The sequence below is a fragment of the Vibrio sp. 1F169 genome, from assembly GCF_041439605.1.
GTDB lineage: Bacteria > Pseudomonadota > Gammaproteobacteria > Enterobacterales > Vibrionaceae > Vibrio > Vibrio tasmaniensis_A.
This window is the reverse complement of sequence record NZ_JBGOOI010000077.1, coordinates 1-19,831: the sequence shown is the minus strand read 5'-3', so window position 1 is coordinate 19,831 and position 19,831 is coordinate 1. Positions and strand designations below refer to the sequence as shown.

The following is a 19,831-nucleotide window of genomic DNA, read 5'->3' as shown; positions in this document are numbered from 1 at the left end:
TCACTTACTACCGTTTTTGTTTTGAGTTCCCGCTAATCCGCGATGAACCTTTTTTTTTGCCTGTAATTCGGCTAATCATTAACATTCAAAAGCTTACCATTTAAATTCTACAGCTTATGGAGTCCGTTCCTGAAGCATGATCAAGGTGAGATCATGCTTTCTATGGTGCTTATTTTTGATGGGGTTCAGCTTTGATGCTTGATCGAACAGGGATTGAACAAGGAGTGGATCAGTGCAGTTGACGTAGAGCCATACCTTGATCATCGTTCTGGTGTTGACTTGCCATAAAGCGTACATGCGATTCGATCAATTTCTCTGACTCTTCTTTCCAGCGGGGTTCTTGTTGTTGGTTGGTAAACTCCAAAGCCAATACACACAAGTGCTGTAGCCGCTGTGTACACCACTCTTGTAAGTCAGGTTCTGATTTTGGATTAGAAGACACAGCTTGAAGCTTGCTATAGGCAAACATCAGGTATTGGAAAGCTTTTTCCTGATGGTGCGAGCCACTAAGTTCGTTTGAGATAGATGGTGGGCTTGGTGGTGGAAGCTTTGTCGATGCCGTCAGAATTTCATCTTCATATCGATAAAGCGTAAAGATTCTCAAGCATCCGTCTAACCAGCATGCGATGCCTTTGCTCTGTTCATCCGTGATCAAAGGCCCCCAGAGTGCATCTGGAGGCGTTAAGATCAAAGGCTCTAACTTCTCCACTTGATCATGCTTTCGGTCTTTGTACCAATCTCCGATCCGCTCTAACCAAGTGTCTAGTTCATTCATGCAACGTTATCCCACTGTTTAACATAGTGATTATCTGAAACTTGCTTGATCTCATGCTGTATTTCACTGCTTTGTTCACGAATACGATCAGCGTCTATTGAATAGTTTGGCTCATTTTTCACGAGTTCGCCAAATGGTAGATCAGGATCGGGCACAGCAGAGATCAATAACTTAGTGTACGGGTGTTGTGGGTTGGTTAAGATCGACTGGGTTGATCCCCACTCAACGATCTGTCCCTTGTACATCACAGCCGTCTCTTCTGCGATGTAGTGTGCTGTTGCGAGATCATGCGTAATGTACAAAAAAACTATCCCTAACTCTTTCTTCATCCTCTGCATTAGGTTCAAAACACCGAGTCGTATTGAAACATCCAACATAGAGGTGGGTTCATCGGCAAGGATAACCTCAGCACCGACGGCAAGTGCTCTGGCTAAGTTTATGCGCTGTCTTTGGCCGCCGCTGAGCTCGTGAGGGTATTTCGCTAGAGTTTCGACGGGTAATTCCACCAGCGTTAACAACTCTTTGAGACGCTCTGTGAGAGCTTGTTTCGTAGCAACTTGCTTGTGGATCTTAAGGGGCCGCGTTAAGTGGTGTTCAATGGTGTGGGTTGGATTGAGTGAGCCAAATGGGTCTTGAAATATCATTTGCACGCGGCTTCGGTAATCCAAGATATCTTTACGACTTTTTAAGGTAGAAATATCTCTGCCATTGAACAGTATTTCTCCCTCTGTTGGCGGATACACTTTGGTCATCAGTCGAGCGCAGGTGCTTTTCCCGCAGCCTGATTCGCCAACCAGTGCCAATGTTTTACCTGCATGTAAATCAAAACTCACCCCATGCAGTGCTCTAAAGATCTCTTCTTTGCCAAATCCACCACCAACAGTGAATTCTTTAACGAGGTTTTTTACTTGAAAAATAGGTTGTGACATGGAGCTCTCCTAGCACGCAGTTGCGTGAGCATGTTCGTGAATATTGGGGAAGGAACTCCATAGCTTTTGGGTGTAGGAGTGCTGAGGGTTATTGCGAATCTCATGGGCTTGGTTGACTTCAACTATCTGTCCATGACGCATGATGGCAATTCGATCGCACAGTTGGCTCATTAGTGCGAGGTCGTGGGTGATAAACAATATTGAGAAACCAAACTCTTCTCTGAGTTGGTGTATTTGCTGCAGAATTTCGCGCTGTACAACCACATCCAGTGCCGTGGTCGGTTCATCCATGATAATTAACTTAGGGTTGAGCGCGAGAGCTATCGCAATCACCAAACGTTGACGCATCCCACCGCTAAACTGGTGCGGGTACTCGGCTAGACGGTGGCGAGGGATATTGACTAGGTCGAGTAACTTTTCGGCGCGATCTTTTGCTTGCTCGTTGTTCATGCCCTTGTGGTGGCGCAATACATCGGCAAACTGTTCTTCAATGGTCAGTACAGGGTTAAGCGAGTTCATCGCGCTCTGGAACACCATTGCGATCTCACTCCAACGTAAGGTGTTCAAGTGGCTGTCCGATAAGCTCAGCAGATCTTGCCCGCCAAACAGTATTTGCCCGCCAGAGATGAAAGCCGGTGGCTTATGCAGCCGGTTAATGGCAAATGCGATGGTACTTTTGCCACACCCGGATTCTCCCGCTAAACCAAAAATCTCGCCTTGGCCTATATTAAAGCTTACGGATTTTACGGCATTAAAATCGCCGTCATCGGTAATGTAATCGACACATAGATTCTTCACTTCGAGAAGAGGTGTCTCTGAATTTTCCCTAGACATGATAAACACTCAGTTATGATATTGATAACTATTATCATTAACATGTGTTGAATTTAGTGGAAGAGAAGAGCACAAAAAGAATGAAGTGACTCGAATTATTTTTTGATTATTTCATGAAGTTTCAGCGGGAAATAGGAAATGAGAACGAGGAAAATGAGAGGTGGATCAAACCACATTTCTTATGGGGAATCTTTTAAATGTAATGGCAGAAAATGGCTTTGGCAAAGTTTAAATGAGGCATTTATTAATTAGCTTTGTGAAGCGTCGGAATCATCACATTTCAGTACAGAATTGCTTAACAAGCGAAATAGCATTTGCTACAGATTACCTGTCCATTACATGGTGCTTTTCGGAGGAAAACATGTCCATTAATTCTATCAACCATGATGAAATGACAAATATTGCAAATAAGTGGGATGCTGAAGAAGAAGTATCTTTCAAACCAGAAAAGAAAATGAAATCTGCTGAAGCTCGTCGTCGTATTGAAGCTCTAAGAGAAATTAGAGAAAGCGGTTTTAGCCTGGAAGAAGCGAGGGAGCTAGGTCTAATTCATTAACAATCCCCATTGCATTTAGAAGGGTGGCGCACCGCCACCCTTTGATTTATATGCCTTTTTTAAAGAAGTTTGTGCTTTTTATAAGTAAACCATGCTCCTTGCCTCTCACCATTTAAATCCATTGTCCTTCCTCTACATTATTTGTTCTCGACTAAAAACATGCCCTTGGCATACTCTTTAACTAAGTTGTTTGACAGTTATATGCAACGCCACTAATTTTAAAGTTAAAGCAAAAATATGCGATGTTGTTGGTAAGGAGAAGGCTATGTCTAATTCGGTGGCTAAAGCCAAAGAAGTGCTGTTCTATGAACCTGAAGATCCAAACGGGTACCTGTCAAATTTTGCCGCTTGTCCTATCAAAATCGACGATCAAGTTTGGGCAACCAGCGAGCATTATTATCAAGCGATGAAGTTTGCCTCTCAAGCGCTGCGTAACACCATTCTCGAAGCCTCGACTCCTGCTGAAGCATTCTCTTTAAGCCGTGATTATGAAGAGCAAGTTCGGGAAGATTGGTATGACATTCGTGTTGAAGTGATGCAGTTCATTGTCACAGAGAAGTTCAGGCAGAACCCACAGTTTGCGTTGTTTCTTACTAATACCGGAGATTCGGTGATAAAAGAACATTCGCACAAAGACCACTTCTGGGGGGATGGTGGCGATGGAACCGGCGAGAACCATTTAGGCAAGATTCTGATGGCAGTACGACAAGAGCTTCGTACTCAGCAACTGCATTTGATTGCTGCACACTAATCCATTTACCTCCGTGGTTCCAAATTAAGTAGGTCGATTACAGGTAAACTCTTTTAGCCCTTAAAGATGAATTAAAAAAGGCCGCCCTACTTAGCTTCTGTGCTAATCAGGGCAGCCTTTTAGGCTTAAGAGCGAGTTAGTCATCGAAGAGAGCTAAATTACGATACCTAAGCTATACCTTTATGCGAAGGTTACAACTGATGCTGTTGCTATAAGTAACTCTGTACGATGTCGTTGAGCTGACCATCGTCTTTCATTTGGTCGAGGCGCAGGTCGATGAAGCTTTGCAGTTTAGGATCCATCTCTGGGTCAAATGCTAAATGGATGGGGTAGTTATTAATCACTGAGCCAAACTCTTGCATCTGGTAGTCATCAATACTGAGTTTCTGCTCATTTAGGTTGTATTTGATTCGAGATTCCATTTCAACAAAAACGGTATCACCCGGAGTTCGGTTTAATACACGAAAAGCCGCGCTGTAATCTTTAACTCGAATCTCGTTAAGCTTACCTTGTTGGATATAAGGCTCTAGATTTGGATATTCAAACCCCACCAGCAATACAACCGCTTTTCCGTTTAAATCATCGATAGTGTTGAACTCAAATGGCTTCTTGCCGCTGCTAAGTAACACATGTTTTACATTGTAAATCGGATCTTTAGACAGGTTTACAGATTGGATATTTCCCCAACTTGGGCTGCCATAGGTGACCCAGTTTGGATTCTCTCTAGCGTCGAGCTTATCGATCATTCGGTTGAAAGGGTAGGTGTGGTAATCGATCTCGTATTGGCTGTCGTCAAATACGGCTTCAACAATATCCGAAACCATTCCTCTGTGAGATGACCCGTCAGTTTCGATCTGAAAAGGTTGCGCTTGGCTTGCAATAATGTAGTAGTGAACAGGTTCGCTTGCAAAAGCATAACTGCTTGAAAACAAACTGACTATGGATGCAACTATTAGATGTTTTTTCATAACCTTCCCTAGTTATTTGATGAATGACTACTATTATACTAGTTGAGTAATTGTAGTTTGCTAGGATAACAATAATGGTAATTTTTGTATGGTGAATAAAGGAAAACGCTATATTGGACTCTCCCGACAGTTGATCGGGGTAATCATCGCAATCAGTACCTTATTCACAGTCATAGTGACAGGTCTAGGTTTGTATGTGGAGTACCAAAATCGAGTTTCTTTTATCAGTTCTCAGATCGAACAAGTTAAGGATGGTTATCTTTCTGGCTTAACCGCCAGTTTGTGGGTTGAAGACCGAGAGCAACTGTTTGTGCAAGCTGAAGGTATCTCTCGCTTACCCTCGGTCAGTTATCTGTTAATAGAAAGCCCCGATGAAAAAATTTTAGAATTAGGTCAACAGACGTCCGGTCAGTCTTATTCTCAATCTTGGGATATGGTGCATCAGATGGGAGGCTCAGAGTTCCAACTGGCGACGCTCACGGTGCAGTCTGATCTAAGTATGATTCTCAACGACTTTGAAGACCGGGTGTTATTATTGCTCGCCTTCGAAGCAGTTAAAATCTTCTTATTGTCTCTGGTATGTTTAACCATCGTCTACCGCCTTGTAGTTAAGCGCTTAATGACCATGTCTTCTCAGATCAACCATCAACAGGTTGAAGACAACAAACCGCGATTTCTAACACCCACTAACTCTACATACAGTGATGAGATCTCTACACTAGAGAGTAGCTACAATCAGTCGATTGAACGTATTCGTCAACAATACCAAGAATTGGAAAAAGCCAAAGATACTGCAGAGGTAGCGAACCGCAACAAGAGTGAATTTCTTGCCAACATGAGCCACGAAATCCGCACTCCAATGAACGGGATTATCGGGCTTTCATCACTGCTTTCTGAAATGGATATGCCGAAAGAGCAAAAAGAGTATGTCGACATGCTCAACACCTCTTCGCTTACTCTACTCGATTTAATCAATGACATTCTCGACTACTCGAAGATTGAAGCGGGTCGTTTAGAGCTTCAGCAAGAACCGATGAAAATGATGGGTATTGCTGCCGACGTAGAGTCGACCTTCAGAGTTAAAGCCGAGCAAAAAGGGCTCAAATTCCAACTGGCGATTGATCCTAAGATCCCAACCATGGTGATTGGCGATGGCACTCAGTTAAGACAAGTACTGAATAACCTAGTTGGCAATGCCATCAAATTTACCGAACATGGTCATGTCATGCTCTCACTTCGTTTAGAAGAAGTCATAGAGCCGGAACAAAAGCTCAGAGTGAAATTTGAGGTGACCGATAGTGGTATTGGTATCGCAGAAGACAAGCAACAATCGGTATTCGATAAGTTTCAACAAGCCGACGGTAGCACCACCCGCATCTACGGAGGCACGGGGCTTGGTCTTACGATATGCGATAAGATCGTGACCTTAATGGGCAGTAAGCTTGAGCTAACCAGTGTCGTAGGTAAGGGAAGTACATTCTACTTTACCGCTGACTTTGACCCGAGCTTAGACGTTGACGAGAGCAACATCGATTTTAATAAAGTCTCGGTACTTTTGGTTGATGACAGCCAGTTGAACATGCGTATTACCTCAACACAACTTCAATCATTCGGCGTTAAGTCTGAGTGCTGTGAAACCGCCACTCAAGCGTTAGAGCTTGTTTCAGAGTCTGTGGCGAAGTCGTTGCCTTATGATCTGGTGCTGATTGATAAAGTGATGCCGTCTATTGATGGATTCCAATTAGCAAGAAGTTTGATTGAGCGTTTTGACAAAGCTTGTCCGAAGCTAGTGATGATTTCTGCCGATCCTCGAAAACAGGATGAAGCACGCGCCAAACAAGTGGGTTTTGTTGCATACATTGCTCGCCCTTATCAAGATAATCAGCTTAAATGGACGCTGAGTGAAGTCCTGGCGAGATCGGCTGATACCTCAATCTTTACCTATCCAAATCGAGGTGAGGTAGCGTTTAAAGATAATCAACCCGTGCCATTAACCAAACCATCGGGTTCTGTTGAAGCTACGACATCTGCTTCTGTTAGAACGACACAAATAGACAAACAAGCTCCAATCAAAGAAGAGCCAAAACCAGTGGCTGCTCCGTTTAGTGGTAAGGTTTTGGTCGTTGAAGATTCTAGAGTGAATCAACAAGTCGCCAAAATGATGCTTAAGAAGCTGGGGTTTGAGGTGGATATTGCAGACAACGGTGAAATTGGTGTCGAGAAATTTAAGGCCAATGACTATGTGATGATTTTCATGGATTGCCAGATGCCAGTTCTTGATGGTTTCGAAGCGACCAAGCAGATCCGAGCGCTCGAAGAAGGAACCTCTAAACACATTCCTATCGTTGCGCTGACGGCCAACGTCGTGCAACGAGATAAGCATTTGTGCTTCGATGTGGGTATGGATGAATTTTTACCAAAACCCGTCAATCAAGGGAAACTGAGAGAGATCGTTGCCAGTTTCTTGTCGAAAGGAACTGAGTCGAGCAAGGAACATGAGCAGAAAATCGTTTAGGTTCAATTAGCTGATGTCTCGCTAAAGCATATCCAACTCTATAAGAAACTCCGACAGCATCAGTCGGAGTTTCTTTTTTTTGCTAATGAGCACTTGGTTAGCCAATACATCTCGTTAGCTAAATACACATAGTTATTTAAATACATATAGTTAAGTAACTATGTGTATCAATACTGATTGAATCCATAAGCTGTTGTATTTAAGAAAACAAGCATGTGGTGATTGTCATAGCCGTGAAATACAACTGCCACGAAAATATGCTCTTAATGTCACAATCCCGTTATAGCATGCAGCCAACTAGAACTATGGTTTAGTTTTAACCTTAACGAAATTCAACCCGTGAGAGCCTAAGATGTTCAAACCTTTGTATGTATTTGATATGGATGAAACGCTGATCAATGCCGATGCAGCGATGCTCTGGAATGAATTCTTGGTTGAAAAGGGCATTGCCACTGCGCCCAACTTTATTGAAGAAGATAAGCGCTTAATGGGCCTGTATTCGGAAGGCAAACTGAACATGGAAGATTACCTAACGTTTTCCATGCAGCCTTTAGCCGATATGCCAACAGAGCAAGTTACCGCTTTGGTGGAAGAGTGTGTTGAACAGCATATTTTGCCTAGACAGTTCAAGCAGTCGAAACCTTTGATTGAGAAGCTTGAGAATGATGACATCGACATGTTGATCATCTCTGCCAGTGTAACTTTCTTAGTGGAAGCGGTCGGTCGCAAGATTGGTATTGAGAATGCACTCGGTATCGACTTGATTGAAAACCAAGGCCGCTTCACGTCTCAGATCTTAGGTGTGCCAAGCTACCGTGAAGGTAAAGTCACCCGTTTAAAAGAGTGGTTAGACAATCAAGAAACTAACTACTCAGACATTCATTTTTATACGGATTCAATCAACGACTTACCTTTGTGCGAACACGCTGACTTTGCTTACTTGGTGAATCCATGCCCGCGTTTGAAAGCACTGTCTGATCAACCGAATTGGTCGATCCTCAACTGGGATTAACGCAAATTTTCAATTCGAATTAGGTTCGCTCTAGAACTCATCAAGCCGCTGACGACAGCGGTTTTTTTGCATCATCAGTCTAATGTTCGATTTATTACCTTAGCTGACAAAAGGATAGATGTAACAATTCAATAACATCTCTTACTCTGCTGTAAATCAAACCACCATCTTTCAATTCCTTGATAGCACTCACTTTCTTGTCTTGATGGTTTGTGTGTAACAAATATTTTACAAATTAACAGGGTTTCATCGAAATTGCCCATTTCCCTCCACCCATTCCATTATCTCGGCTTGTGGGCCAAATTTAATTAAGGACAAAAAATACACAACACAACACAAAACCGATAGGTACAAGGAGAAAGTTCATGGTGGATACATACAACCCGCTTGGCACGGATGGATTCGAGTTTGTTGAATACACGGCCGTTGACCACAAGGGAATTGAGCAACTTAAAGCGCTGTTTGTGTCACTTGGTTTTGCTGAGATCGCCAAGCACCGCTCAAAAGAGGCTTGGCTGTATCGACAAGGTGACATCAACTTCATCGTTAATGAACAGCCTCACAGCCAAGCGGAAGCGTTCGCTAAAGTGCATGGGCCATCGGTCTGTGGCATGGCTTTTCGTGTCAATGAAGCAACCGCTGCAATGGAGCAAGCGTTTAAGGGCGGCGGTGAAGAGTACAAGACAGAAATAGGGCCGATGGAACTGAGCATTCCTGCCATTTACGGCATCGGTGAAAGCCTGCTCTATTTTGTAGATCGTTATGGCAAGCAGAGTATCTATGACGTCGATTTCCGATTTTATGACGATGCGGAACAGCGCATGGCCGAAGCCAATGTTGGCTTGTATGAAATCGACCACCTCACGCACAACGTTAAGCAAGGCAATATGGATGTGTGGTCGGGGTTCTATGAACGTCTTGGTAACTTCCGTGAGATTCGCTACTTCGACATTGAAGGCAAGCTGACAGGCCTTGTGAGCCGCGCCATGACCTCACCGTGTGGCAAAATCCGTATCCCTATCAATGAGTCTTCCGACGACAAATCACAAATCGAAGAGTTTATTCGCGAATACAACGGCGAAGGTATCCAACACATCGCACTCGCCACCGATGACATCTACAAAACGGTGAAGACTCTGCGTGATCGCGGCATGGACTTTATGCCAACCCCAGATACCTACTATGAGAAAGTTGACGATCGTGTGAAAGGCCACGGGGAAGACACTGATCTGTTGCGTGACCTACGCGTTCTGATTGATGGCGCGCCGACCAAAGACGGCATTTTGCTGCAAATTTTTACGCAGACCGTAATCGGGCCTGTGTTCTTTGAAATCATTCAGCGTAAAGGCAACGAAGGCTTTGGCGAAGGTAACTTCAAGGCGCTGTTTGAATCGATTGAAGAGGACCAGATTCGTCGAGGAGTATTAGACGATGCATAAATGGATCTCGTTTCCTCATCGGGAGGGTGTGTGTTCTAAACAAGCGCACGCCGACTTCCCCGAAGAGGCAATCTATGAGCGAGAAGCCGGCCGAAGTGGTTTCTTCGGCCCTGCTGCTCACTTTCATCACCAACATGCCCCAACAGGTTGGTCGGAGTGGGAGGGCGATTTACGTCCTCGCGCTTTTGATTTTACGCTGGTGGAAAAAGCCAGCCAGATAACCCCTTGGGCGGTGCCTCATCTTTTGCACAATGCGGACTGCAAAATTCGTGTGTGGCGAATGGATGAGAAGATGGATTTCTTGGTGCGTAACTCCGATGGCGATGAGCTGCTGTTCATTCATCAAGGCAGCGCCGATCTCTATTGTGACTATGGTCATCTAGCGGTGAGTGAAGGGGATTACGTGATGATCCCGCGCTCGACCAACTGGCGTTTAGAGCCAAGCGAGCCGATGTTTATCTTGATGATTGAGAACACAGACGCGGCTTACTCCTTGCCAGAGAAAGGCATGGTCGGTAATCACGCGGTGTTTGATCCTGCGGTGCTCGACATTCCTTCAATCAATGATCAATTTCGCGATCAGTATTCTGAAAACCAGACTCAGGTTCAGGTGAAGCGCCACGACAAAGTCAGCGTGATCACCTATCCGTTCAATCCATTGGATGCAATTGGCTGGCATGGCGACTTAGCGGTGGTGAAAGTGAATTGGCGCGATATCAGACCGCTGATGTCACATCGCTACCACTTGCCACCATCTGCGCATACGACGTTTGTTGGAGCAGGCTTTGTAGTGTGCACCTTTGTACCACGCCCGATTGAGAGCGATCCAGGTGCATTGAAAGTGCCGTTTTACCATAACAATGACGACTACGACGAAGTACTCTTCTATCACGCTGGTGACTTTTTTAGCCGTGACAATATTGAAGCGGGCATGGTGACTTTCCATCCAGCAGGCTTCACTCATGGACCTCACCCTAAAGCCTTTAAGGCAGGTAAGGCGCATAAGAAGAAGTTTACCGACGAAGTGGCGGTGATGATCGATACTCGCCACGCGCTGCAGTTCTCTGATGAACTCGATAGCGTTGAGAACAAAGAATATGTCTACAGTTGGCAAGACACGGGTTTGCAAGAGACAGGTTCTCAAACCATGGCTGACGATAAGAAGTAAGGGACAAGGATGAAATTAGCAACCAAGAAAAATGGCACTCGCGACGGTCTATTGATGGTCGTAAGTAAAGATCTTAAACAGTGCGTAGCTGCCACCGAAATTTTCCATGCGATGCATCTAGCGCCAACCATGCAGGTAGCATTGGATAACTGGGACAGCGTGGCTTCTCAGTTAGAAGAGTTATACACCTCGTTAAACAACGGGCATGTGACAGGCAGTGAAGTGTTTGCACCTCAGTATTGTGAATCGCCTCTGCCACGTGCTTATCAATGGGCTGATGGCAGCGCTTATGTAAACCACGTTGAATTGGTGCGTAAAGCACGTGGTGCTGAAATGCCAGAAAGCTTCTGGGTCGATCCATTAATGTATCAAGGCGGCTCAGACGCGTTTATCGGCCCTCGTGACAACATCGAATTTGCCAGCGACGAATGGGGCATCGATTTCGAAGGTGAGGTCGCGATTGTGACCGGTGACGTGCCAATGGGTGCAAGTGCTAAACAGGCGCACGAGTCGATTCGATTACTGATGTTGGTGAACGATGTGTCGCTGCGCGGCTTGATTCCGGCTGAGCTCGCGAAAGGCTTTGGCTTCTTCCAGTCTAAACCGTCTTCGGCGTTTTCTCCGGTTGCGGTAACACCTGATGAGCTTGGTGAGCAATGGAGAGGCAGCAAGGTGCATCTGCCACTGACTTCAACCTACAACGACGCACCTTTTGGATGCCCGAATGCAGGTGTGGATATGACCTTCAACTTTGCAGAATTAGTTGTTCACGCTGCGAAAACTCGCCCACTATCGGCCGGTGCAATCATTGGCTCGGGCACGGTTTCCAATAAGCAAGGCACTGACCATGGCACCTCAATTGCCGAGGGCGGTGTGGGATATTCATGCATAGCTGAAGTTCGTATGATTGAGACCATCCGTGATGGTAAACCGTCGACTCAATTCATGTCGTTTGGTGACTCGATCAAGCTTGAGATGTTTGATGCGGCGGGTGATTCCATTTTTGGCGCGATAGACCAAAAAGTGAGCCAGTATCGGGTGCTATAGTCCACGTAATAGGGTTTCAGTATGAGCGAGAGCATCGTGAACAAGAACATTTTACTTTACGGTTATTGGCGCTCGTCTGCAGCCTATCGAGTGCGTATCGGATTGAACCTAAAACAGCTCAACTATGGGTCTAAATCGGTGCATTTGGTGCGTAATGGCGGCGAGCAGCATGATCCACAATATCGCGAGATCAACGCCAGTGAATTGGTGCCGGTGCTAGTGGATGGTGAAGTTCAACTCAATCAGTCGTTGGTTATTCTTCAATATCTCGATGAACACTATATGTGTGAGAGCAGCCCAGACACCTCGCTCATTCCAGAGCAAGTGCCGCTGCGTTATCAAGCGTTGGCAATGGCTCAGGATATTGCTATGGAAATTCATCCTCTTAATAACCTGCGTGTGCTGCAGTATTTGGAGCGAGAATTGTCGTGCGAGCAAGAGGCAAAAATGGATTGGCTTCACTATTGGATGAACCAAGGTTTCTCGGCGTTAGAAGAGAAGCTTTCTAAGCATCGTCAAACACATGGTGATTCGGTTTATAGCCTCACCGACTCACCATGTATTGTCGATATCTGCTTGGTGCCGCAAGTTTACAACGCGCTGCGCTTTGGTGTTGATATGTCGCCTTATCCGCTGATTAACGCAATTGTCGAAGCATGTAATCAGTTACCCGCTTTTATCGATGCGATGCCAGAGAATCAAGCGGATGCGAATGAGTCCATGTAGATTCGCTGATGTAAACGCAAATACTTTTCCCTTGCGCTAACAAACCGTTTCTTGAAAGAAGCGGTTTCCAACATTAAATATATTAAATGCAGTAAGCGTATGAATATTTATCTCGTTTAGCATTAATATGGACCTAATAAAAAATCCTCGTTATTAAATAAGAGGCTTTAACCCAAGGTTTTATATTAGTGGTGATTATCATTCGATAATATTAGTAATAAACAATACCTTCGCCTTTCGTAATCAGAGTACCAGCTTCATTGGTAATTATTTTATCTAAATCAAATAATGAACCAATCGCCGCATTACCCAATCCAGCTTCAACGAATTTACAAACGGCATCAATTTTTGGCCCCATAGAACCAGCAGGGAATGAAAATTCTGCTAAACCAGCAGGCGTTGCTTGCTTCATTTCTGCTTGGTCTTCTTTACCGTAGTTACGGAAAATCGAACCATCGGTTAAGATAATAAATAAGTCGGCATGGATTTTTTCAGCCAGTAATTCAGCCGTAAGATCTTTGTCAATGACGCACTCTACGCCAGTACTCTTACCTTGCTCAATACTCACGGGAACACCGCCGCCGCCACAAGCGATAACAAGGTTTTCTGTATCTAGAAGTGTTTCAATTTGCTGAATTTCAACAATGCTTTTTGGCATAGGAGAAGGCACAACGCGTCGGTAGTACTCGCCATCAGCTTTAAACTGCATTGTGCTTTGAGCCATTAATTCTTTAGCTCGTTGCTCTGTATATACAGGGCCAACAAATTTAGTCGGGTTAGCAAACGCAGGGTCTTTTTTGCATACTTCAGTTTGCGTGACTAGCGTCGCTACGTCTAATTCAGGGTCAATGTTTCTGAGCTCTTGTTGTAACATGTAGCCCACCATGCCACAGGTTTGAGAGCCGAGTACATCCATTGGGTATGGTGTCGTCTCTGGCGAATATTCGCTATAAGCCGCGTTTTGTTCCATCAACAAACCTACTTGTGGGCCATTACCATGAACGATAACAATCTCATGCTCGCGTGCTATCGCAGCAATACTCGCCGCTGATTTGATTATATTTTCACGTTGGTTCTCAGCCGTTAATGCTTGGCCTCTTGCTAAAAGAGCGTTACCGCCTAAAGCTAATACTATGCGCATGATAATGTCTCCGATCATTTAATAATGATTTTATTTATTTTACGTAGGGATTAACCGCTTGTTTCTAATTAAATTCAAGCTTATTAATAGGAGTGACTAGTTTTTTAATTACTCTTAAGTAATTAACATGCCGAGATAGTATGGGAAAATAACTGTTCTAAATGTGATAGCTATCAAATTATCATTTCACTAGAAATGGAGCTGTGGAAACGGGAGTTATTGTAATTCGATTAAATATCCATAAGCTTGGATACAATCCAGTAGTGGACTCTTTTTTTGTATAAATGATTCGTCTTTAGTGAATATTATCTCTGGCTATAAAATGATTAATTTTCAAAATTTGTTTTAAATATGACGTTCAGATCGCATTAAGATCTTTAGAAAAGGCACGAAGCCAAACAGATGAGAGGGTTCATGAGCTCAAAGAGTGGCTTCGATTTAGTTTTCAATCGGCTGCCTTTACTCTAGATGTTATCTGACAGCCAAGTGAAAATTGGAGATAGTTAGCCACTTTCTAAGGCTAAAGCTAAAGCGAAACAACGCGCTTTATCTCTTCCAAAACCTTGGCGTTAGCAATTGCCCCGAGATTTTCTACATTCTTGCCATTGATCACCTGTTTCACTGCCAATTCCACCAACTTGCCTGAGCGTGTTTTTGGCACGTCGCTGATCGCAAATATCTGGCTTGGTACATGCCTTGGTGAACAAGATGATTTGAGTTTGCTTTTGATGGTTGTCAATAACTTATCATCTAGAACCACACCTTGCTGCAGTTGAACAAACAGCCATATCTGCTCATTACGATCGATGTCTTTACCGACTGCTATCGAGTCAACAACGCCCTCAATGGTGTTCACTTGTTGATAGATCTCAGCGGTACCAATTCGCACGCCACCAGGGTTGAGTGTGGTGTCGCCTCGACCGTAGAACAGATAGCCGCCATGTGCGCTCTGCGCGACTTCATCACCGTGATGCCAGACATTATCGAACCTATCCCAATAAGTGCTGTGATAGCGCTCTCCGATGTCATTCCAAAAGCCTGCGGGGAAGTTGGGTAGGGAGTTTGTACACACGAGTTCGCCACGTTCGTGATTGACCTTGTCACCAGAAGAGTTGAACACCTTGATGTCGACGCCGAGCCCTGCCTGTTGGCACTCACCGCGATACACTGGTGAGATTGGATTACCTAAAACAAAGCAGCCACAAATATCCGTGCCGCCAGAAATCGACGCTAAATGCAGATCTTGTTTGATGTGCTTGTAAACGAAATCGAACTGCTCAGGGTAGAGCACTGAACCCGTCGAGCACAGTGTTCTTAAGTGGGGAAGAGAGTGACTATCGATAGGTGAGAGTTCCGCTTTCTCAATCGCTTCTAGGTACTTGGCTGAGGTGCCAAATGTCGACACAGCAGCTCGCTGCGCTAAATCCCACAGAACGTTGGGTTGTGGATAAACCGGACTACCATCAAAGATAACCAAACAAGCACCGCTCGCGAGTGCAGATACGTGCCAGTTCCACATCATCCAACCACAAGTGGTGTAGTAGAACACGCGATCTCTCGGTTTGATATCGCAGTGAAGTTGATGTTCTTTTAGGTGGTTGATGGTAGTGCCACCGACAGAATGCACAATGCACTTTGGCTTGCCTGTGGTGCCGGAAGAGTAGAGCACAAACAGAGGCTCATTGAAGCCGACACGAGTAAATCGAAGAGGTTTTGGCTGATGGTGATTAATGATGCTGTTCCAACTTAGAATCGACACATCATGTTCAACTTTTTTCTTCTCTAAATCATGAGTCGGTTTCAAATAACCGATCTCACACACCTGTTTTAGCGCGTTTAAGTGCTCGATGATTTCACGGTTCTTGTCCGTCATATCGAATGTTTTGCTATTGAAGGTGTAGCCATCACAGGTGAACAGCACCTTGGGTTTCACTTGGCCAAATCGCTCAATCACACTCTCGACGCCAAAATCAGGCGAGGTTGATGTCCAAATCGCGCCTAAGCTGGTGGTCGCTAGCATCGCAATCACGGTTTGCGGCAGGTAGGGGGTATAAGCGGCGACCACATCGCCTTGTTGCACGCCACAATCCACTAGCCATTGTTGAACGCTAGAGACTTCCTCACACAAGGTTTGCCATGTGTAGCTTTGCTGTTCGCCACGTTCGTTCTCAAACCAAATCGCAAGTTCGTTTGGCAACGCTTTTGCTGAATGCAGCAAGTTTTCGGCGTAGTTAACTTGAGCATTCGGAAACCACACCGCATCGCGATTTGATTTTGGTTGCTGCCAGCGACTTTCACCTTGAGTTTTGATTTGCTCGCTTTCTACCTTATTAATACCGTCTTGCGAACCCACCATTCCACAAAACTGCCACACGTTCTGCCAAAACGACTCCGGCTGCTCCACAGACCATTGATGAAGATCCGTGTAGTTTTTCAATTTCCGCTCGAATACGCCCTGTTGATCGAGGTTATCCATAAATCGGGTTACGTTAGCGTGTGCGATACGCTGGTCGCTAGGTTGCCAAATTGGCTTATTGCTTTCGTGCATTCCTTTACCTTTAACAAAAAGTTAACGATTTCAGTCTGGTATTTAGGTTTTACAAAGTCAAAAGATCAGCAAAATAAGGGGCTTTCGGAATTGTGTAAATAAAATGTTACACGATCGCCCGTTTCGAAAAATCGTGCAAATTGGCGGATATAAGGAGTGGAGATAGGCTTAAAGTGAGACATTCGAAAGGAGGTGTGTAATGACTCAATATCATTCTAAGCCCGTGAGCCAAGAGGGATGGGTTGAGTGGAGCCTCAAAGAAGACGCCATTTGGCACGACTTAGTGAAAAGGCAACTGGACGTCATCAATGACCGCGCATGCGATGCTTATTTGCATGGTTTGACCCTGCTGGATCTGCCATTAGACAGAGTTCCCCAGCTGCCAGAGATAAACAAAGTGCTAATGGAAACAACAGGTTGGCAAGTCCAGCCTGTGCCTGCATTGATCGACTTCGACCGTTTCTTTGATTTGCTCGCCAATAAGAAATTCCCAGTGGCGACATTTCTGAGAACGCGAGACGAGTTCGATTACTTACAAGAACCTGATTTCTTTCATGAAATTTTCGGCCATTGTGCCATGCTCACTAATGCCGATTTCGCGGCTTTCACTGAGCATTATGGAAAACTAGGCCAAGCCGCCACATCTAAACAGCGCGCTTATCTTGCCCGTTTGTATTGGTTTACGGTCGAGTTCGGTTTAGTAAAAGAAGGCCAACAATTGAAAATCTATGGCGGTGGCATTCTCTCTTCTCCGGCGGAAACCATGTACGCATTGGGCGGTGATTTGGCGGTTCGTGAGCGGTTCGATCTGCAAACGGTGTTAAGAACCCCTTATCGTATCGACATCATGCAGCCGAAATATTACGTGATCGACGAGCTGTCTGAGCTCTTCAAAATCAGTCAGAAAAACCTATTACAGCAAGCTGATCTCGCCATCGACGCGGGGTTACTACCACCACTTTTTGAACCCAAGGAACCAACACATGTTGAATGAACAAAAATGCGAAGCCTGCAGTATCGACGCGATTGCCCTAAGTAAAGATGAACAACAGTCTTTACTGTTGGAGTTGTCAGATTGGCAGATCATCGAAAGAGACGGTATCCCGCAGCTTGAGAAGGTGTTTAAGTTTAAGAACTACAAACAAGCATGGGCATTCAGCAACAAAGTGTCAGAGTTGGCAGAAGAAGAATTCCACCACCCTTCGATCTTATTGGAGTGGGGCAAAGTCACCGTCACTTGGTGGAGCCACTCAATCAAAGGCCTCCACAAGAATGACTTCATTTGCGCCTCACGCTGCGATGTGTTTGCGGTGAGTGAGTAGTTTTGTAGGTTAGAAGTTACTCTTGCAACCTCTGTGATGCGATTAACTCATTATTCGGCTCATAATGTGAGTTGAATAATTACCTTAAACAGCTCATAGTATGAGTTGAATAAGTGATACTTTCGCATCATGGGGCGTAATATGTGGATTTGGCAGCAAGATAATTGGCCAAACTTTGTTTGGGATAATCAGAAAATAGGCGTGAGGTTAAGAGAAGTACGGCTTAATCAGGGCATTCTATTGGGCAAGATTGCCTCACAGTCTGCGGATCAATCCCAAACCATGCTCGACACCTTATTAGCGAACATAGTCCATTCCAGTGCGATTGAGGGAGAAAAGCTTAATGCTTTCTCGGTCCGATCTTCTTTAGCCAATAAACTCGGTGTCAGTGAAGATCGACCTTTTCCTACGACAGAACAAACCGATGGCCTGGCTGAAATTATGTTGGATGCGGTGCAGAACCTAACAGAGCCACTAGCGCTTGATCGGATTTTACATTGGCACGATAGACTGTTTCCTCAAGGTTACACCATGTTTAACCCTGTAGTCGGAGGTCAGCTAAGAGGTGACACTCCGATGCAAGTTGTGTCAGGAAGAATTGACCGCCCAACCGTGCACTTTGAAGCACCTAGCCGAGACATTCTTGATGCTGAGTTAGATGTGTTTATCACATGGTTTAATGGTTCACTTTCCGATGAATCACTCGATCCGTTACTGAGAGCTGCGATAACCCACCTTTGGTTTATCACTTTACACCCGTTAGATGATGGTAATGGCCGTATTACTCGATTGTTGACCGACTTGGCTTTAGCACAAGCAGAGAAGCAGTCGGTACGTTTCTATGCGATGTCGGTGGGGATTCTCGCTAACCGCAAGCATTACTACGAGATATTGGAGCGAACCCAGAAAGGTGGACTCGATATTAGCGAATGGTTGATGTGGTTCTTAGATACGTTAGATGAGACGTTTACAGGCGTTTTCGCTGAGGTTGATCAAACTGTATATAAGACCAACTATTGGCGCAGCATCGACCAAACAAAGCTTACGGCAGAACAAGTAAAAGTGCTGAATAGGATGCTCGATGGTGATTTTTCAGAAGGTATCAATGCCAGCCAATATCAGAAAGTAGCAAAGGTGAGTAGTGCCACTGCAACACGTCATTTGAACTCTTTGATTGAGCATGGCTGCTTAGTCAAATCTGGTTCTGGTGGCCGAAGCACGCGCTATCTGTTGCCTGAGTAGGGTTGATACACCTACTCTCATTTCTATACTTAAAAGCTGCCAATGTTCAGACTGAGTATTGGCAGCTATTTAGGTTCATTGACCAATTAAAGTACAGGATGAAGCTACACTACTGGTCAAAGTGACTAATGTGTTTGAAGTCGATACAAATACTCTTGAGCTAAAACTTTATAGGGCTCACACAACATTAAATCTACTTTTTCTCAACTATCTAATTGTCTTTTAGATTCATGATTTTCTTCGTTTGAATCCTTTAATTGAGCTTCTAAAATTGCTTTTGACTCTTTAATTTTTTCGTCAACTTTAGCCTGCTCTCTGGCGCTTAAGTGTTTTAACAATTGGCTAACCACAGGTACATTATCTAGCTTTTTAATAGAGTCTGCTAACTTAGAACTCTTATCAATAGCGTCAATTATTGGATGATCTGAATTATTATAATCAGAAATGAGTTTGCCAGGGTTTTCACTATTCACCTGAAGTAGATTAAATAGCAGTCTAGTTCTGAGCTCACCGCTAGTATCATCTTCTCCAATGCTAGAAATTTGAGTTGATAAACCTTCAAATGTTCTACTAGAAACTTCTTTGTGCGTATATTCCTCAATTAACCTTTTACTAAGTTTATAACTTTTATTAGAGGAGTACGCGACCCAAAGTATTGGAGCGTAAAGTGGTAACATCATTGAAAACAAACTGGGCGCTTCATCAAACACTTGCGAAAAATCTTCTTTGAAGAACATTACACGAATGAGTGTGAAAGCAACTGGTATTGATGAACAAATGATTAGTCCGACAATTGCCCATTTAAAAGGTTCATCGCGGATTAGCGGGAACTCAAAACAAAAACGGTAGTAAGTGATA

General features: G+C 44.4%; 18 protein-coding genes. 11 read left to right on the top strand and 7 right to left on the bottom strand.

Features of this window, described 5'->3' with window-relative positions; genetic code table 11:
• Window positions 1-229 precede the first annotated feature (229 nt).
• Genes ACED53_RS19975 through ACED53_RS19965 form a run of 3 tightly spaced genes read right to left on the bottom strand, consistent with a single transcriptional unit; the run spans window position 230 to window position 2,538 of the window.
• Entirely contained in the window at window positions 230-775 is a 546-nt protein-coding gene (locus ACED53_RS19975) for a hypothetical protein (protein ID WP_017100482.1), read from the bottom strand.
• Window positions 772-1,704: an ATP-binding cassette domain-containing protein gene (locus tag ACED53_RS19970; protein WP_017100483.1), complete on the bottom strand. Its 933-nt coding sequence runs from the start codon at window positions 1,702-1,704 to the stop codon at window positions 772-774. Before ACED53_RS19970 ends, ACED53_RS19975 begins: the two co-directional genes overlap by 4 nt.
• 9 nt (window positions 1,705-1,713) lie before the next feature.
• Entirely contained in the window at window positions 1,714-2,538 is an 825-nt protein-coding gene (locus ACED53_RS19965) for an ABC transporter ATP-binding protein (protein ID WP_029223838.1), read from the bottom strand.
• Between the two features lie 361 nt (window positions 2,539-2,899).
• Between ACED53_RS19965 and ACED53_RS19960 the strand changes: the two genes are divergently transcribed.
• Both ACED53_RS19960 and ACED53_RS19955 read left to right on the top strand, forming a co-directional pair.
• Window positions 2,900-3,094 carry a PA3496 family putative envelope integrity protein gene (locus tag ACED53_RS19960; protein WP_004732575.1) on the top strand — a complete coding sequence of 65 codons (195 nt, stop codon included), beginning with the start codon at window positions 2,900-2,902 and terminating at the stop codon, window positions 3,092-3,094.
• 190 nt (window positions 3,095-3,284) lie between these two features.
• On the top strand, window positions 3,285-3,845 hold the full coding sequence (locus ACED53_RS19955) for an NADAR family protein (RefSeq protein WP_017100484.1): 561 nt from the start codon (window positions 3,285-3,287) through the stop codon (window positions 3,843-3,845).
• Window positions 3,846-4,054: 209 nt separating this feature from the next.
• Here the strand turns inward: ACED53_RS19955 and ACED53_RS19950 are convergent, their stop codons facing one another.
• Complete coding sequence (locus tag ACED53_RS19950; protein WP_017100485.1) at window positions 4,055-4,813, bottom strand: ABC transporter substrate-binding protein; 759 nt, start codon at window positions 4,811-4,813, stop codon at window positions 4,055-4,057.
• An 88-nt stretch (window positions 4,814-4,901) separates the two neighbouring features.
• Here ACED53_RS19950 and ACED53_RS19945 point away from each other — a divergent pair, with 88 nt between their 5' ends.
• The 6 genes from ACED53_RS19945 (at window position 4,902) to maiA (ending at window position 12,720) form a co-directional block, all read left to right on the top strand.
• Complete coding sequence (locus ACED53_RS19945; RefSeq protein ID WP_017100486.1) at window positions 4,902-7,328, top strand: response regulator; 2,427 nt, start codon at window positions 4,902-4,904, stop codon at window positions 7,326-7,328.
• Window positions 7,329-7,680: 352 nt separating this feature from the next.
• Window positions 7,681-8,340, top strand: a complete 660-nt coding sequence (locus ACED53_RS19940; RefSeq protein WP_017100487.1) for an HAD family phosphatase — start codon at window positions 7,681-7,683, stop codon at window positions 8,338-8,340.
• Between the two features lie 365 nt (window positions 8,341-8,705).
• Complete coding sequence (hppD, locus tag ACED53_RS19935; protein ID WP_017100488.1) at window positions 8,706-9,779, top strand: 4-hydroxyphenylpyruvate dioxygenase; 1,074 nt, start codon at window positions 8,706-8,708, stop codon at window positions 9,777-9,779.
• Window positions 9,772-10,947, top strand: coding sequence for a homogentisate 1,2-dioxygenase (locus ACED53_RS19930; RefSeq protein WP_017100489.1), 1,176 nt, complete (start codon window positions 9,772-9,774; stop codon window positions 10,945-10,947). Before hppD ends, ACED53_RS19930 begins: the two co-directional genes overlap by 8 nt.
• Window positions 10,948-10,956: 9 nt before the next feature.
• Window positions 10,957-11,994 (top strand): fumarylacetoacetate hydrolase family protein, encoded by a 1,038-nt coding sequence (locus ACED53_RS19925; protein WP_017100490.1) that lies wholly within the window; start codon window positions 10,957-10,959, stop codon window positions 11,992-11,994.
• A gap of 21 nt (window positions 11,995-12,015) precedes the next feature.
• The gene (gene maiA / locus ACED53_RS19920; RefSeq protein WP_017100491.1) at window positions 12,016-12,720 is read left to right on the top strand and encodes a maleylacetoacetate isomerase; all 705 of its coding nucleotides are present in this window, start codon (window positions 12,016-12,018) and stop codon (window positions 12,718-12,720) included.
• A gap of 211 nt (window positions 12,721-12,931) precedes the next feature.
• On the opposite strand, the gene ACED53_RS19915 is transcribed toward maiA, so the two are convergent.
• Together ACED53_RS19915 and ACED53_RS19910 are read right to left on the bottom strand one after the other, a co-directional pair.
• Complete coding sequence (locus ACED53_RS19915; protein WP_012601290.1) at window positions 12,932-13,861, bottom strand: carbamate kinase; 930 nt, start codon at window positions 13,859-13,861, stop codon at window positions 12,932-12,934.
• A 526-nt stretch (window positions 13,862-14,387) separates the two neighbouring features.
• Window positions 14,388-16,409 carry an acetoacetate--CoA ligase gene (locus ACED53_RS19910; RefSeq protein WP_017100492.1) on the bottom strand — a complete coding sequence of 674 codons (2,022 nt, stop codon included), beginning with the start codon at window positions 16,407-16,409 and terminating at the stop codon, window positions 14,388-14,390.
• Window positions 16,410-16,608: 199 nt separating this feature from the next.
• Between ACED53_RS19910 and phhA the strand changes: the two genes are divergently transcribed.
• From phhA to ACED53_RS19895, 3 genes are all read left to right on the top strand, one after another.
• Window positions 16,609-17,403, top strand: a complete 795-nt coding sequence (phhA, locus tag ACED53_RS19905; RefSeq protein WP_017100493.1) for a phenylalanine 4-monooxygenase — start codon at window positions 16,609-16,611, stop codon at window positions 17,401-17,403.
• A complete protein-coding gene (locus ACED53_RS19900; protein WP_004732613.1) occupies window positions 17,393-17,731 on the top strand; it encodes a 4a-hydroxytetrahydrobiopterin dehydratase in 339 nt (112 codons plus the stop codon). Before phhA ends, ACED53_RS19900 begins: the two co-directional genes overlap by 11 nt.
• Before the next feature lie 141 nt (window positions 17,732-17,872).
• Window positions 17,873-18,973, top strand: a complete 1,101-nt coding sequence (locus ACED53_RS19895; protein ID WP_029225422.1) for a Fic family protein — start codon at window positions 17,873-17,875, stop codon at window positions 18,971-18,973.
• A 203-nt stretch (window positions 18,974-19,176) separates the two neighbouring features.
• Here ACED53_RS19895 and ACED53_RS19890 read toward each other — a convergent pair.
• Window positions 19,177-19,831, bottom strand: a 655-nt coding sequence (locus tag ACED53_RS19890; RefSeq protein ID WP_371692956.1) for a hypothetical protein, incomplete at its 5' end; no start/stop codon positions are given.

Coding starts and splice junctions, on each gene's coding strand:
- ACED53_RS19975 (WP_017100482.1), bottom strand. CDS start 775: ATGAATGAACTAGACACTTGGTTAGAGCGGATCGGAGATTGGTACAAA.
- ACED53_RS19970 (WP_017100483.1), bottom strand. CDS start 1,704: ATGTCACAACCTATTTTTCAAGTAAAAAACCTCGTTAAAGAATTCACT.
- ACED53_RS19965 (WP_029223838.1), bottom strand. CDS start 2,538: ATGTCTAGGGAAAATTCAGAGACACCTCTTCTCGAAGTGAAGAATCTA.
- ACED53_RS19960 (WP_004732575.1), top strand. CDS start 2,900: ATGTCCATTAATTCTATCAACCATGATGAAATGACAAATATTGCAAAT.
- ACED53_RS19950 (WP_017100485.1), bottom strand. CDS start 4,813: ATGAAAAAACATCTAATAGTTGCATCCATAGTCAGTTTGTTTTCAAGC.
- ACED53_RS19945 (WP_017100486.1), top strand. CDS start 4,902: ATGGTGAATAAAGGAAAACGCTATATTGGACTCTCCCGACAGTTGATC.
- ACED53_RS19940 (WP_017100487.1), top strand. CDS start 7,681: ATGTTCAAACCTTTGTATGTATTTGATATGGATGAAACGCTGATCAAT.
- hppD (WP_017100488.1), top strand. CDS start 8,706: ATGGTGGATACATACAACCCGCTTGGCACGGATGGATTCGAGTTTGTT.
- ACED53_RS19930 (WP_017100489.1), top strand. CDS start 9,772: ATGCATAAATGGATCTCGTTTCCTCATCGGGAGGGTGTGTGTTCTAAA.
- ACED53_RS19925 (WP_017100490.1), top strand. CDS start 10,957: ATGAAATTAGCAACCAAGAAAAATGGCACTCGCGACGGTCTATTGATG.
- maiA (WP_017100491.1), top strand. CDS start 12,016: ATGAGCGAGAGCATCGTGAACAAGAACATTTTACTTTACGGTTATTGG.
- ACED53_RS19915 (WP_012601290.1), bottom strand. CDS start 13,861: ATGCGCATAGTATTAGCTTTAGGCGGTAACGCTCTTTTAGCAAGAGGC.
- ACED53_RS19910 (WP_017100492.1), bottom strand. CDS start 16,409: ATGCACGAAAGCAATAAGCCAATTTGGCAACCTAGCGACCAGCGTATC.
- phhA (WP_017100493.1), top strand. CDS start 16,609: ATGACTCAATATCATTCTAAGCCCGTGAGCCAAGAGGGATGGGTTGAG.
- ACED53_RS19900 (WP_004732613.1), top strand. CDS start 17,393: ATGTTGAATGAACAAAAATGCGAAGCCTGCAGTATCGACGCGATTGCC.
- ACED53_RS19895 (WP_029225422.1), top strand. CDS start 17,873: ATGTGGATTTGGCAGCAAGATAATTGGCCAAACTTTGTTTGGGATAAT.